The sequence below is a fragment of the Pseudomonas sp. CFBP 8770 genome, assembly GCF_014841705.1.
In the GTDB taxonomy this organism is placed as follows: domain Bacteria; phylum Pseudomonadota; class Gammaproteobacteria; order Pseudomonadales; family Pseudomonadaceae; genus Aquipseudomonas.
This window is the reverse complement of sequence record NZ_JACYUL010000001.1, coordinates 178,807-192,883: the sequence shown is the minus strand read 5'-3', so window position 1 is coordinate 192,883 and position 14,077 is coordinate 178,807. Positions and strand designations below refer to the sequence as shown.

The window sequence follows — 14,077 nt, the reverse complement described above, 5'->3', positions numbered from 1 at the left end:
GGGCTTGCCAGGCATGGGACCGGGTGGGTGCGGGGGAGTTGCGCGAAGACGGCTTTGCGGGGTGTTTTGGCAGGTCTGGCCTCCGGCGGGAGACCGACCTGCCTGGCGCAGGTTACTCGCTGACAGCCGGCTTGCGACGCTTGAGCGGTGCCAGCCCGTCTTGGCTTACCAGCGCCGGTGCATCGGCCTTGGGACGGTTGACGCTCTTGCGCTTGGTCGGGCCCTTGGCAACGCTTTTCTTGTCGCCTTTCTTGTCCTTGTCGGTCTTTTTCTTCTTCACGCCGACCGCCTTGCCCGACGCCTTGACCTTTTTCGGTCCGCCGTAGGTACCTTTGACTTCCTTGATCACCCGGCGCTCGAAGGTCTGCTTGAGGTAGCGCTCGATGCTGGACATCAGGTTCCAGTCACCGTGGCAGATCAGGGAAATCGCCAGGCCCTCGTTGCCAGCGCGGCCAGTACGGCCAATGCGGTGCACGTAGTCATCGCCGCTGCGTGGCATGTCGAAGTTGACCACCAGATCCAGGCCGTCGACATCCAGGCCGCGGGCCGCTACGTCGGTGGCCACGAGGATCTTCACGCCGCCCTGCTTGAGGCGATCGATGGCCAGCTTGCGGTCCTTCTGGTCCTTGTCGCCGTGCAGCACAAACGCCTTGTATTCCTGCGCCACCAGACGCCCGTAGATACGGTCGGCCATCGCCCGAGTGTTGGTGAAGACGATTGCCTTCTGATACGTCTCGTTGGCCAGCAGCCAGTTCAGGATCTGCTCTTTGTGCACATTGTGGTCGGCGGTGACGATCTGCTGGCGAGTGCCTTCGGCCAGCTGGCTGACGTTGTTGATCAGCAGATGCTCGGGGTCCTTCAACACCTTGCCGATCATGTCACGCAGCCCGGCACCGCCGGTGGTGGCCGAAAACAGCAGGGTCTGTTCGCGCTGGCCGCACTCGTCGCTCAGGCGCGTCACGTCTTCGGAGAAGCCCATGTCGAGCATGCGGTCGGCTTCGTCGAGCACCAGCACCTCGACCTTCTTGAGGTCCAGGTTGCCGGCGTTGAGCTGCTCCAGCAGGCGGCCAGGGGTGCCGATGAGGATATCCGGGACCTTGCGCAGCATGGCGGCCTGCACCTTGAAGTCTTCACCGCCGGTGATCAGGCCCGCCTTGATGAAGGTGAACTGGCTGAAGCGCTCCACTTCCTTCAAGGTTTGCTGGGCCAGTTCGCGGGTGGGCAACAGGATCACCACGCGAATGTCGACGCGCACCTTGGCCGGGCCCATCAGGCGGTTGAGAATCGGCAGAACGAATGCGGCAGTCTTGCCGCTGCCGGTTTGCGCCGTCACCCGCAGGTCGCGCCCTTGCAATGCCAGGGGAATGGCGGCCAGCTGCACCGGCGTCGGCTCGACAAATTTCAGCTCGGCGACGGCTTTGAGCAGGCGTTCATGCAGGGCGAATTGGGAAAACACGGGTGTTACCTCGACGGAGTACATAAATTCGACTGCATAGGGTACCGGTTTGCGCACGATTAGCCGAATTTCTTTACCCGTAAGTCGGTAAATTGCGTGCAAATCTTTCCAAACGTGGCGATTGCCCCACTCGATGGGCTTTAATCCCCGCCCCTTTTCAATCCGGGAGCTGCACGCCACCCCATGAACATCGAATCGCTCTGGCACCAAACCGTCACGTTCATCACTGGCCTGGACGACCAGCCGGTCCTGCAGGCCGGTGTGTCGCTGTTCCTGCTGCTGATCGCCGCCTTCGCCCTGGGCCGATTGGCGCGCTTCCTTACCCTGCACGCGGTCAAGCTGCTCAGTCGTCGGCCATCGCTGCACTGGCTCAACGACTTCCTGCACAACAAGGTCTTCCATCGCCTGGCGCAGATGACGCCATCGCTGGTAGTGCAATTCAGCCTGGGGCTGATCCCGGTGCTGAGCGACAACAGCAAGCACGTCATCGGCAACATCGCGCTGGGTTTCACCATCCTCTTCCTGGTGCTGGCCCTGGGGGCCCTGCTCAATGCACTGATCGACATCTATGCGCGCACCGAGCACGCCCGTACGCGCTCGATAAAGGGCTACGTGCAACTGGCCAAGATGATCCTGTACATCTTCGGTGCCATCATCATCGTCGCCACGCTGATCGACCGCTCGCCGCTGTTGCTGCTGTCCGGGCTGGGTGCCATGTCGGCAGTCATCCTGCTGGTCTACAAAGACACCCTGCTGTCGTTCGTGGCCAGCGTGCAGTTGACCAGCAACGACATGCTGCGCGTCGGCGACTGGATCGAGATGCCCCAGGTGGGCGCCGACGGCGACGTCGTCGACATCACCCTGCACACGGTGAAGATCCAGAATTTCGACAAGACCATAGTCTCCATTCCCACCTGGCGGCTGATGAGCGAGTCGTTCAAGAACTGGCGCGGCATGCAGCAGTCCGGCGGCCGGCGCATCAAGCGCAGCCTGCACATCGACGCCAGCGGCATACGCTTTCTCGACGAACAGGAGCAGTTGCGCCTGACCCAGATTCGCCTGCTCAGTGGCTACGTCAGTAGCAAGCAGGCCGAACTCAAGGCGTGGAACGCGGCGCAGGGCGAGGTCGCGGAACTGTCCGCCAACCAGCGGCGCATGACCAACCTGGGGACTTTCCGCGCCTACGCGCTGGCGTACCTCAACGCCCACCCGGACATCCAGCCGAACATGACCTGCATGGTCCGCCAGATGGAGGCCACCGCCGAGGGCGTGCCGCTGGAAATCTACTGCTTCACGCGCACCACGGCCTGGGCCGAGTACGAACGGATCCAGGGCGATATCTTCGATTACCTGCTGGCCGTGCTGCCCGAGTTTGGGTTGAGCGTCTACCAGAAGCCCAGCGGCGCCGATCTGCGCGGTGGGTTGACCGCAGTGACCGGTCCGCACTGAAAGCAACTCCCTTCGTAGGAGCGGTACGTGGCCGCGAAGCAAGCGCCGCGGTGTTTCAGGTACCACGCGACTTCGCGGCCGATGACCGCTCCTACGGGATGCCGCAGCTCCTGTGGGAGCGGGCTCTGCCCGCGAATGAGCCGCCGCGGTGTGTCAGGCACCGCGCGGTGTGCCCTTCGCGGCCGCTGACCGCTCCCACAGGTGGGCCAGCATTCTCACAGGTGGACCAGGTATCCCACAGGTGGGCCAGATTTCTCACAGTTGGGCCAGGTATCCCACAGGAGGGCCAGATTTCTCACAGGTGGGCCAGGTATCCCACAGGTGGGCCAGATTTCTCACAGGTGGGCCAGGTATCCCACAGGAGGGCCAGATTTCTCACAGGTGGGCCAGGTATCCCACAGGTGGGCCAGATTTCTCACAGGTGGGCCAGGTATCCCACAGGTGGGCCAGCATTTTCACAGGTGGGCCAGGTATCCCACAGGAGGGCCAGGTTTTTTGTGGGAGCGGTCTGTGGCCGCGAATGGCCCGCCGCGGTGTATCAGGCACAGCGCGCCCTCCTCGGCCGGTAACCAAGTGGCGGAAAACCACGATCAGTTCTCATGTTCGCGCGCGCGCAGCCGAAACGCTCAAGACCACCGTTATCGGCGCAACTCGATTGCCGCCATGCGGTGCTCGCCCCCAGCCCGACCTGCTGCCTGACAGCGCTGCTGTATTCTCAGCACTGCGCCCGGCTTTTGCTCCCCCATGCCCCGGAACCTCTAGCGTCCATGAACTTGAAATTCAGCCATAAAATCCTGATCGCCGGGTGCAGCATCGTCATCCTGGCATTCGCACTGTTCACGCTCTACAACGACTATCTGCAGCGCAGCGCCATCCAGCAAAACCTCAGCGCATCGGTCAAGCAGTCGGGCGAGCTGACCGCCAGCAGCGTCAAGAACTGGCTCAGCGGCCGGATCCTGGTGATTGAAAACCTGCGCCAGAACATCGCCTATCAGGGCGACAAGGCTGACTACCCGGGCCTGCTGGACCAGCCTGTGATCACGACCAACTTTCAATTCACCTACATGGGTGAGGCAGACGGCACCTTCATCCAGCGTCCCGACACCAAGATGCCTGATGGGTACGATCCGCGTCAGCGGCCCTGGTACAAAGCTGCGGTGACAGCGGATCAGGTCATGCTGACGCCGCCCTACCTGGCATCGGTAGGGGGCCTGGTCGTCACGGTGGCAGCGCCCGTCAAACGCCAAGGTCAATTGATGGGTGTGGTCGGCGGCGACCTGAGCCTGGACACGTTGGTGCAGATCATCAACTCGGTGGATTTTGGCGGTATCGGCCAGGCGTTTCTCGTCAGCGCAGACGGTCAGGTGTTGGTGTCGCCGGACAAGGATCAGGTCATGAAAAACCTGAAAGACATCTACCCCGGCAGCACGCCGCGAATCGAGAAGAATCTGCAGGAGGTCACCCTCGGTGGCGAGGCGAGACTGCTGTCGTTCACGCCGGTCACAGGGCTGCCTTCGGCAGACTGGTACGTGGGTCTGTCGATCGACAAGGACAAGGCCTACGCCCAACTGCGCCAGTTCCGTACGTCGGCCGTGATCGCCATGGTCGTTGCTGTGCTGGCCATTGCCTTGCTGCTGACCCTGCTCATCAACGTATTGATGCGTCCATTGGTGACCATGGGCCGGGCAATGCGCGACATCGCGCAGGGCGAAGGCGATCTGACGCGTCGTCTGGTAGTTGAAAGCCGTGATGAATTCGGCGAACTCGGTACTTCGTTCAACCAGTTTGTCGAGCGTATCCATGCGTCCATCGGCGAGGTGTCCTCGGCCACCCGTGAAGTGCATGCGCTGGCCCAACGGGTCATGCACTCTTCCAACCAATCCATCGCAGGCTCCGACGAACAAAGCGCTCGCACTGAAAGCGTTGCGGCTGCAATCAACGAACTGGGCGCTGCAGCTCAGGAGATTGCGCGCAACGCCGCGCAAGCGTCGCGTCAGGCCAGCGATGCCAGTGGCCAGGCCGACGATGGTCGCCAGGTGATGACGCGCACCATCGAGGCCATCAGTACGTTATCCGAGAAGATCAGCCTGTCGTGCGAGCAGATCGAAACCCTGAACGCGGGTACCGACAACATCGGCCACATCCTCGACGTGATCAAGGGTATTTCCCAACAGACCAATCTGTTGGCCTTGAACGCTGCCATCGAGGCGGCGCGGGCCGGTGAAGCGGGCCGTGGCTTTGCAGTCGTGGCCGATGAGGTGCGAAACCTGGCGCACCGCACCCAGGAGTCTGCCGAAGAGATCCACAAGATGATCACGGCGCTTCAAGTGGGTTCGCGCGAAGCCGTGGTGACGATGAATACCAGCCAGGCGTCCAGTCAGGAAAGCATGACGGTGGCCAACCAGGCCGGGGATCGTCTGGCCATCGTGACCCAGCGAATCGGCGAGATCGACGGCATGAACCAATCCGTTGCGGCGGCGACCGAGGAGCAGACTTCGGTGGTGGAGGCGCTCAATGTGGACATCAGCCAAATCAACATGCTGAATCAGCAGGGCGTGACCAATCTCACCGAAACCCTGCGAAATTGCGATGCGCTTTCCCAGCAGGCCAGCCGTTTGAAGCAGTTGGTGGACAGCTTCAAGATCTAGTCATGTCCGCTGTGGTTTTCAGGCCCGATGCGTGGTGAGTTCGGAAGAAGTGGCGAGGACTCACCCTTCCGACTTGGCCTTGTCTTGCTGTTCGGCTGCAGAGTGTCGGGTTTCGGATTTCTCGTCACCGTCCTTCATCCACGGCTTGGCGCTCTGCTGAGCCTTGTCGATCGTCTCGTTGATCTGCTTGGCGGATTCGCTGAAGGTGTCGCGCGCAGCTTCGACCAGTTGTGTCTTGGACGTTTCGATGACTTTGTTCGCAGCATTCTCGGCCGCGTCACAGCCAGCAAGAAGCGCGGTCAACGCGACGACGGCCGGGTAAGCGATCAGTCTGGACGGCATGGAAACCTCTGCAAGGGATGGGGATGCGCCAGATCATACCGTTACCATTTTTTGCCGAAGTGGGGATTCTGAATCAAGGTGTGTCTTGGCCGCCGAACTGGCGCTTCGGGGTGGTACAGGCACTGCGCGGTGAAGCTTTCGCGGCCGATGACCGCTCCCACTGGTGAGCCGATATCCTGTGGGAGCGGTGCGTGGCCGCGAAAAGGCGCCGCTCTGTGTCAGGTAGTTCACACTGCAGCCTTCGCAGCCGATGACCGCTACCACTGGCACCTATCAGTACGCCATGGACAGGCTCATGGTCACCTGGGGCACCACGCTGTCGGTTTCGCCGTCCGGGCCGCTGAGTTCGCGCAGGGTGCCATCGCGGTAGATTGCCAAGGCCTCGGCGCGGGCGCTCCAACGGGTTTCCCCCCATTTGAAAGGCTGCTCGAGCGCCAGCCCGCTGCGGGCGTAGAGACGGTCGCCGGAATCGGGACCATAGAATCCATTCCAGCCGATCCCCACCGTGCTGGGAAAACTCAAGCGCAGACCAGCATCGCTCAGGTCCACGCCCGGCTCCACGCTGCCCTGGGTATACCGGCCACTGTCCCCTTGCGTACGGCTGGTGACCGCCAAGCCCGGCCGCCATGCGCCAAACCCCGACTCAGCCTGGTAGGCCAGAGTAAAGCTTGCCTCTTGGGTGGTGTCGGCGACATCGTTCGGACTGGTCTTTACCGTATAGACAAACCCCAGCCTCAGCCCTTCGACCGGCGATACCACCAGGCCCAGCAGGTTGTTGCTTTCGTACCAGCGCCGCGGGCTTACCGTTTCATCGCTCGATGGATCATGAAAACCGTTGCTGGTGCTGAACACCAGCCAGGCATTGGCACGACCGTCGACAGCCTGGTGCAGGTCGAGGGCAAAACCAGCCTGGGCATGCAATGGCACGCGACCCAGGCTCGCCGCGTCATCGTCATAGTTGCCGCGGGCGAAATCGCCATTGCGGATATCCACACTCAGTTGCGGGTGAAAGCGGCCTGATTCCTCGCCGATCTCGACACTGCCCAGTGCAGCGTCTTCGGTATCGATGGAAGGCACACTGCGCGATGCGGCCACGCTTGGTTGGATGACTGCGACCAGCGCGAAGGCGAACAGTGGAAGACGAGATACGGTGGGCATGCGCGAAAGCTCTGTCAGAAAAGTCACTGTGTAGACTCTGCACGACTGAAAAAGTACCGCGAGCTGCCTGCCAGCCCATCACCGTTTTGCGTGCCGATGCGACCGCCTGTCCGGCGCGCGATGGACGCGGTTCAGCTTGACCTTTCGTCGCCGATAGGTTGAAAGCGATGCGAAGAACAATTCCCGAGACTGCACGCCGTACACCGCCTTCCCTTCTGCCGACCAACACCTATAAAACCAGCGGAATATGCCATGAACATCAAGCAAAAATTGACCTGGGGGTTCGCGATAATCGCCTACCTGTGGGAGCGGTCATCGGCCGCGAAGGCCTCACCGCATAACGCCTGACACATCGCAGCGCCCCCTTCGCGGGCAGAGCCCGCTCCCACAGGGTCCGCGTCCAACCTGTGGGAGCGGTCATCGGCCGCGAAGGCCTCACCGCGTAACGCCTTACACATCGCAGCGCCCCCTTCGCGGGCAGAGCCCGCTCCCACAGGGTCCGCGTCCAACCTGTGGGAGCGGTCATCGGCCGCGAAGGCCTCACCGTGTAACGCCTGACACACCGCAGCACCCGCTCCCATAGATGGCCGCTTCCACAGACAGTCAGAAGCCAACCGTGGCGGAGACCAGGTAGGTTCTCGGGGTGGCCAGCGTCAGTCCCGGTTCGCTGTCGTCCGAGGCGCCAGCCGACGCCCAGTAGCGCTTGTCCAGCACGTTCTCGACATTGGCGCGCAGCGTGACGGCCTTGCCCTGCACCTTGAACGCGTACCGCGCACCCACGTCGAACCGTTCCCAGCTGTCGATTTCCTTGCTGTTGGCCTGATCCAGGTACTGCGCGCTTGAATAGATCCCGCGCCCACTGAGTGTCAAACCAGGCAACGCCGGCACATCCCACTCCGCACCCAGATTGACATTGAGCTCGGGCGTGGCCGGTGCCCGGTTGCCATCGAAGGCACCTGCAGTGGTACCGCTCAGCTCACTGTCGATGTACATCACCCCACCCAGCAGGCGCACGCCCGTGAGCGGCTCACCAAACACGCTCAACTCCACGCCGTTGTTCTCACGTTTGCCATTGGGCCCGAAGGTACGGGTGACGGCGTTGGTTTCGTACGCCGGCTGCTTGATGCGAAACGCCGCAGCGGTGATAGCCAGGCTGCCCAGATCATACTTGGCGCCTACCTCCACCTGACGGCTGATGAAAGGCGGAAATATCTCGTCTTCGTTGATCGAGGTGGAAGGTGCGATCTTGCCCTGGCTCAGGCCTTCCAGGTAGTTGGCGTACAGCGACAGCTCGTCGCTGAGCTTGTAGAGCACCCCCGCCGACGGCGAGAACTTTTCCTCGTCATAGCCCGTATCGCCTTTCACGCCGTCGCTCCAGTCATCCACCTTGACCCGCTGCCAGCGCCCGCCCAGGGTCAACAACAGCCGATCGTCGAAGAAACCGAGGGTGTCGGAGAGCGCCACGCCGTCGAACCGGTTCTCGGTATAGACCTTCGCGTCCTGCCGCGTGGGGTTGGTCGGCGTTGCCGAGGCTATCGGGTTGTAAAGGTTGCTGCGCCCCCTGGCGTAGCGCGCGCCGCCATTGGTGAAGTCCATGTAGAAATGACTGGCAGCCAGGTTCACCTCATGGCTGACCGGCCCGGTCTGGAACCAGTTGCGCACGCCCACCGTGGCCGTGCGCACGCTTTCGTCCCGGGTGAAGTCGCGGGGCAGTACCTCGAAGTCACCGGCATCGTTGGTGACCGATACGTTGTGCCGGAGGAAATCGTGGTTGCTTTCGCGGGCACCGATGCTGCCGTACAGCAGGGTCGAATCATTCAAATCGTATTCGCCATTGAACGCCCCGAACGTGTCCTCGGTACGCGCTTTGCTCCAGCGTTGCGCGTAGTTGTCGCGCACATGGTTGGCACCCGGCACGCGCGCGTTGACACCGACCTGGACACGCTCCTGAGGCGCATCGGTATCGCGTTCGGTATGGCCCAGGTCAGTGGAAAGCCGCAGGCGCTCGCTGCGAAAATCCAGCCCGATCACGGCCATCTCGCGGTCCACGCTTTGCTCGTCCCAGGTGGTATCGCCGGCCTGCTTCACTGCATTGAGGCGGACACCAAAGCGGTCATCTTCACCAAAGCGTCGACCGATATCCACCGCGCCGCCGGCCTGGCTGTCGGAAGCGTAGCTGGCGGTGAACTCGCTGATCGGCGTATCGGTGGCACGCTTGGGTACCACGTTGATGCCGCCACCGACACTGCCTCGCGGAGAAATGCCATTGATCAACTGGCTCGGCCCGCGGAGGATGTCCACTCGGTCGGCCATTTCCATGTCGATGGAATACGTGGGCAGTATTCCGTACAAGCCGTTGTACGACACATCGCTGTTGAACAGGCTGAAGCCACGGATGGTGAACTGTTCGAAACGCCCGCCTGCCGGGTTGGTGGTACGCACTGCCGGGTCGCTGGCCACCAGATCGCCCAGGGTGCGGGCCTGCTGGTTCTTGCTGGTCTCGCTGGTGTAGGTGGTCATGCTGAACGGCGTGTCCATGAAGTCTCGCGCACCCAAAAGGCCTTGCGAGCCACGCCGCGCCACCTGTCCACCGGCATACGGCTCGCCCGCAACACTGCCTTGCGCGGCACCGGTCACCGTGGTGGGCGTGATCTCCACGACGTCCGTGCCTTGGGGCGCAGCCACCAGGATGTAGGCATTCTGCCCTGCCGCCTGCAGGCGCAGACCGCTACCGGCCAGCAACTGGGCGAAGCCGCTTTCCACGCTGTACTCACCGGTCAGCCCGGCGCTGCGCTTACCGTCGACCAACGCGGGGGCTACCGACAGGCTGACACCGGCCTGGCTGGCAAAGCGTGTCAAGGAAGCGGCGAGATCGCCCTGCGGCACGCTGTAGACGCGAGCGCCGCCATCGGCAAGGGCCATCTGCAACGGCATCGGCGCCAGGCCGAGCAGCACGCTGAGATGCAGCGCACGAGCATAGTGGGTCGGTGGCTTGCGGGTGGACCGGGGAAACGAACGAGGGGGCCGTGCGGGCATGGCTGAAGGCTCTTTGAGTGTGCTTACCCTTCCATGACAAGCGAGCGCGCAAAAGGGGACAGGCGCTACGCAGGTTTTTCCTGTGGCACCAAGGTGGCCCAATAGCGCGTGCGCCACCGCACGCGCAGCGGCAGGCTGACGGCGAGCAGATTCAGCACCTGATCCGGATCGTCCAGGCGAAAACTGCCGGTGACCCGCAGGGCTTCCAGTTCGGGCTGCCAGCGCAGAATACCGGAGCGATAACGGTCCAGCTCGCGCAGAAACTCCCCCAGGGGCTGGTTGAGGGCAACGATCACGCCTTCGCGCCAACCCGGTTGGCGAGGATCGAAACCCGTGATCGGGCCAGGCCCTGCGTTGGATAACTGTATTTGTTGCCCTGTGCGCAAGGTAAACGGCGCAAAGCCTGTGGGCCGAACCTCTGCCTGCCCGGCAAGCACCGACAGACGGCAGATGCCGCTGCCTTCGCACACGTTGATTTCACCTTGATCGAGCCTCACGTCGGCAAGTGCCGTGCGGATGCCGAACGGCGTCGCATCGGCCAGGCGCAACATCATTTCTCCACGCTGCAGCGTAAGTTGCCGTCGTTCGGCGTCGATATCGACCGCCGTCGAGGTGTTGATATGCAACACGCTGCCATCGGCCAGTGTCAGTCGACGTCGCTCGCCGGTCCCGGTGGTCTCATCGGCGCGCCAGGCGTCGAGCGGCAGCTCGCGCGTCAGCCACCAGCCGGCGGGCGCCACCACGGCCAGGCCCAGCAAACCCTTGAGCATGTCCCGACGGCCTGGCGCTGGACGATCCAGACTGGCCATGGCCAGCGCCGGCGGCAGAATCTGGAAGCGACCCTTGAGCGCCGATACCCGGCGCCAGGCCGACTCGTGAGCGTCGCTGGCTTCACGCCAGCGTTGCAGGCGGGCGAGGTCCTGCTCGCTGACCGCGCCAGACTCGATGCACACCCACCAGCGTGCCGCCGACCGGGCGACCCGGCGCGCTTCGTCGCCTGGCTCCGGGCTCAGCACAGTTCAGCCAACAGGCAGTGCTCGTAGGCCTGGGCCATGTAGCGCTTGACGCTGCGCTCGCTGACCTGCAACCGCTCCGCGATTTCCCGGTACCCCAACCCCTCCAGCTGGCTGAGCAGAAAGGCGCGGCGAACTGCGGTGGGCAGGCCGTCGAGCAACTGATCCAGCGCGTGCAGGGTTTCCAGCACCTGCCAGCGCTGTTCCGGCGAGGGTGCGACGTCTGCAGGCGAGGTAGCGAGGGCATCCAGATAGGCTTGCTCAAGGCTGCGCCGTTTGTAGAAATTGACCAGCAGGCGTTTGCCGACGGTCTTGAGATAGGCGCGGGGTTTCTGCAGGTCGACAACCGACTGGGGGCTGGCCAGGACCCGGATGAACGTATCCTGGCTGAGGTCGGCTGCATCACAGGCACTGCCCAGGCGCCGACCGAGCCATTGCTCCAGCCAGCTGCGATTGTCGCGGTAGAGCGTTTCGAACGCCCGAACGTCAGCCCCCGCAAGATCGACCATCATCGGCACCTATCAGATGTAAATGAGATCGATTGTATTTTAAAAAGGGTTGGAAGCGGAACCGTTACTTGCGCTTTTGACGCTGCATCCGGCCACAGCGCGGTCACCCAGGCAAACCGCATGCGCCGCCGACGCGGCTCGCGCCGCTGCTACAGAAACCGCATTCCACTGCATCCGGCCTGAACGCGTTCCCCCAGAAACATCACATTCCCCTGCATCCGGCCTCAACACGTTACCCCAGAAACACCGCATTCCCCTGCATCCGGTCTCAACGCGTTACCCCAGAAACACGGGATTCCCCTGTAGCAGCGGCGCAAGCCGCGTCAGCGATCGACGCGGTATGACAGAGGACTCACTCAGAGGTCGGCGCAAGATGACTGCGCCGATACGTCGTGTGCCAGCACAGCAGCAAGCCCGCCCCCGCCATCAGCGCGCCAACGCTGCCAATGTTCGCCACCCCCAGCTGGGTGATCACCACACTGCCCAGCAACGCCCCACCGCCAATGCCGACGTTGTAGATGCCCGAATGCAGCGCCATGGCCACGTCCGTGGCATCCGGCGCCAGCTCGAGCACCTTGGACTGCATCGCCAGGCTGAAGCACATGATCGAAATGCCCCAGACCACACTCACTGCACTCAGGTAGGTGGCGTGGCGCGCCAGCGGCAACAGCAGCATCAGGCACAGGCCCAGCAGGGCGATCGACACCACCATGAAGCTACGTGGATAGCGACCGCTGTAGCGACTGAACACCAGCGAGCCGATCACCCCTGCACCGCCGAACAGCAACAGCAGGGTCGTGGTCATCTCCCCGCTCATGCCTGCCGCCGCCTGCACGAACGGTTCGATGTAGCTGTAGGCCGTGTACTGCGCGGTGATCACCAGCGCCGTGGTCACATACAGCGCGACCAGCACTGGACGCTTGAGCAACATGGGCAGGCTGCGCAACGAACCCGAGTTCTGACTCGGCAGCGCCGGCAGGCTTTTCGCCAGCCACAGCCCCACCGCCGTCGCCACCACACCGATTCCGACGAACGTGGTGCGCCAGCCGAGTGCTTCTCCCACCACTCGGCCCAATGGAACGCCCAGCACCATGGCCAGGCACGTGCCGGTAGCCAGCAGCCCCAACGCCTGGGTGTGCTTGCCCGGTGGCGCCAGCCGCACCGCCAGCGATGCCGTGATCGACCAGAACAGGGCGTGGGCAAAGGCGATCCCGATGCGGCTGGCCAGCAACACTCCGTAGCTCCAGGCGACACTGGAGACCACATGGCTGACCACGAACAGCATGAACACCCCGATCAGCAACCGGCGACGTTCGATATTGCGGGTGAGCAGCATGATTGGCAGCGACATCAGCGACACCACCCAGGCATACACCGTCAACATCAGCCCCACCTGCGCCGTCGGCATGGCGAAGCTCAGACCGATCGAAGTCAGCAGCCCGACCGGTGCGAACTCCGTGGTATTGAAGATGAATGCCGCCAGTGCCAGCGCGATGACGCTGGCCCAGCTGCCTTTGGATGTTTCCATGGATCCTGTTTTCATCATGCTCGCCCCTTGCTGTCACGCACGCCCAGACGGCTCAACCACACCGAGAAAAGGATTACCCCACCGCCCAGGAACAGCCGTCCCAGTGGTTCGTCCTGATTCCAGATCAACAGGTTGAGCAGCAAACCGACCGGTACGTGGAGATTGTTCATCACCGCCAGCGTCGCCCCCGGCACGAGGCTTGCGCCCTTGTTCCACCAATACATGCCGAGCGCCGTCGACACCAGCCCGAGAAACGCCAGCACGCCCCACTGCAAGGGCGCCTGCGGCAGGTGGTCGGGGTTGCCGAACAGCAGGAATGCCGGAAGCACCACCAGTAAGGCACCCACGTAGAAATAGCCGAAACGCCGGTATTGCGGCTGGTCGGTGGGGTGGCGGGCGAGCAGATGCTTGTACAGGACCTGGCCGGCAGCATAGGTGAAGTTGGCGACCTGCAGCAGCAGGAAACCGATGAAAAAGTCCGGGCTGACGCGGTCGAAGCGGATCACCGCAGCACCTGCCACCGCGACCAGGGCCGCTACCAGCGCCCAGCGGTTGAAGCGGCGATTCAGCGCATCCTCGATCAAGGTCACATGAACGGGTGTCAGTATGGTGAACAGCAGCACTTCGGGCACGCTCAGCACGCGAAAACTGAGGTACAGGCAGACGTAGGTAATGCCGAACTGCAGCGCGCCGATGAGCAGCATGGCGCGCAGAAAGCGCGGCTCGACCTGGCGCCAGCGGGTCAGCGGCAGGAACACCAGCCCAGCGAGCAGGACCCGGGCGAGAACGGCAAAATAGCTGTCGACATGCCCGGCGAGGTATTCGCCGATCAAGCTGAAAGAGAAGGCCTGGATGAGGGTGACGATCAGAAGGTATTGCATGGTGCGTCCCGAATTTGCGAGGCGCGGACCTTAGCGCATCTGGGGCAGGTCAGGCCA

General features: G+C 62.8%; 10 protein-coding genes and 1 pseudogene. 3 read left to right on the top strand and 8 right to left on the bottom strand.

Going from position 1 to position 14,077, the window contains the following annotated elements:
* Positions 1-112: 112 nt before the first annotated feature.
* Positions 113-1,456 carry a DEAD/DEAH box helicase gene (locus tag IFT98_RS00845; RefSeq protein WP_163007604.1) on the bottom strand — a complete coding sequence of 448 codons (1,344 nt, stop codon included), beginning with the start codon at positions 1,454-1,456 and terminating at the stop codon, positions 113-115.
* Positions 1,457-1,639: 183 nt separating this feature from the next.
* Between IFT98_RS00845 and IFT98_RS00840 the strand changes: the two genes are divergently transcribed.
* From IFT98_RS00840 to IFT98_RS21130, 3 genes and pseudogenes are all read left to right on the top strand, one after another.
* A complete protein-coding gene (locus IFT98_RS00840; RefSeq protein ID WP_192049748.1) occupies positions 1,640-2,905 on the top strand; it encodes a mechanosensitive ion channel family protein in 1,266 nt (421 codons plus the stop codon).
* Positions 2,906-3,504: 599 nt separating this feature from the next.
* Positions 3,505-4,698: pseudogene (locus IFT98_RS21135) on the top strand (HAMP domain-containing protein); the annotation flags it as partial.
* A 69-nt stretch (positions 4,699-4,767) separates the two neighbouring features.
* Positions 4,768-5,553 carry a methyl-accepting chemotaxis protein gene (locus tag IFT98_RS21130; protein ID WP_446730838.1) on the top strand — a complete coding sequence of 262 codons (786 nt, stop codon included), beginning with the start codon at positions 4,768-4,770 and terminating at the stop codon, positions 5,551-5,553.
* 60 nt (positions 5,554-5,613) lie between these two features.
* Here IFT98_RS21130 and IFT98_RS00830 read toward each other — a convergent pair whose 3' ends face one another.
* The 7 genes from IFT98_RS00830 to IFT98_RS00800 form a co-directional block, all read right to left on the bottom strand.
* The gene (locus tag IFT98_RS00830) at positions 5,614-5,895 is read right to left on the bottom strand and encodes a hypothetical protein (RefSeq protein ID WP_192049752.1); all 282 of its coding nucleotides are present in this window, start codon (positions 5,893-5,895) and stop codon (positions 5,614-5,616) included.
* A 273-nt stretch (positions 5,896-6,168) separates the two neighbouring features.
* Positions 6,169-7,053: a hypothetical protein gene (locus tag IFT98_RS00825; protein ID WP_244650975.1), complete on the bottom strand. Its 885-nt coding sequence runs from the start codon at positions 7,051-7,053 to the stop codon at positions 6,169-6,171.
* 603 nt (positions 7,054-7,656) lie between these two features.
* Positions 7,657-9,987: a TonB-dependent receptor gene (locus tag IFT98_RS00820; protein WP_244650989.1), complete on the bottom strand. Its 2,331-nt coding sequence runs from the start codon at positions 9,985-9,987 to the stop codon at positions 7,657-7,659.
* Positions 9,988-10,154: 167 nt separating this feature from the next.
* Positions 10,155-11,102, bottom strand: coding sequence for a FecR domain-containing protein (locus IFT98_RS00815; RefSeq protein WP_197976707.1), 948 nt, complete (start codon positions 11,100-11,102; stop codon positions 10,155-10,157).
* Positions 11,099-11,611 (bottom strand): sigma-70 family RNA polymerase sigma factor, encoded by a 513-nt coding sequence (locus IFT98_RS00810; protein WP_192049758.1) that lies wholly within the window; start codon positions 11,609-11,611, stop codon positions 11,099-11,101. The genes IFT98_RS00815 and IFT98_RS00810 overlap by 4 nt, the downstream gene beginning before the upstream one ends.
* 352 nt (positions 11,612-11,963) lie before the next feature.
* The gene (locus tag IFT98_RS00805; protein ID WP_192049759.1) at positions 11,964-13,139 is read right to left on the bottom strand and encodes a sugar transporter; all 1,176 of its coding nucleotides are present in this window, start codon (positions 13,137-13,139) and stop codon (positions 11,964-11,966) included.
* A gap of 14 nt (positions 13,140-13,153) precedes the next feature.
* Positions 13,154-14,020: a carboxylate/amino acid/amine transporter gene (locus IFT98_RS00800; protein ID WP_192049761.1), complete on the bottom strand. Its 867-nt coding sequence runs from the start codon at positions 14,018-14,020 to the stop codon at positions 13,154-13,156.
* Between the last annotated feature and the right edge of the window lie 57 nt (positions 14,021-14,077).

What these genes read in the sequence shown, in the direction of transcription:
- IFT98_RS00820 (WP_244650989.1), bottom strand. Translation starts at nt 9,987, where the DNA reads ATGCCGTTGCAGATGGCCCTTGCCGATGGCGGCGCTCGCGTCTACAGC.
- IFT98_RS00810 (WP_192049758.1), bottom strand. Translation starts at nt 11,611, where the DNA reads ATGGTCGATCTTGCGGGGGCTGACGTTCGGGCGTTCGAAACGCTCTAC.
- IFT98_RS00800 (WP_192049761.1), bottom strand. Translation starts at nt 14,020, where the DNA reads ATGCAATACCTTCTGATCGTCACCCTCATCCAGGCCTTCTCTTTCAGC.
- IFT98_RS00840 (WP_192049748.1), top strand. Translation starts at nt 1,640, where the DNA reads ATGAACATCGAATCGCTCTGGCACCAAACCGTCACGTTCATCACTGGC.
- IFT98_RS00825 (WP_244650975.1), bottom strand. Translation starts at nt 7,053, where the DNA reads ATGCCCACCGTATCTCGTCTTCCACTGTTCGCCTTCGCGCTGGTCGCA.
- IFT98_RS00830 (WP_192049752.1), bottom strand. Translation starts at nt 5,895, where the DNA reads ATGCCGTCCAGACTGATCGCTTACCCGGCCGTCGTCGCGTTGACCGCG.
- IFT98_RS00805 (WP_192049759.1), bottom strand. Translation starts at nt 13,139, where the DNA reads ATGGAAACATCCAAAGGCAGCTGGGCCAGCGTCATCGCGCTGGCACTG.
- IFT98_RS21130 (WP_446730838.1), top strand. Translation starts at nt 4,768, where the DNA reads ATGCACTCTTCCAACCAATCCATCGCAGGCTCCGACGAACAAAGCGCT.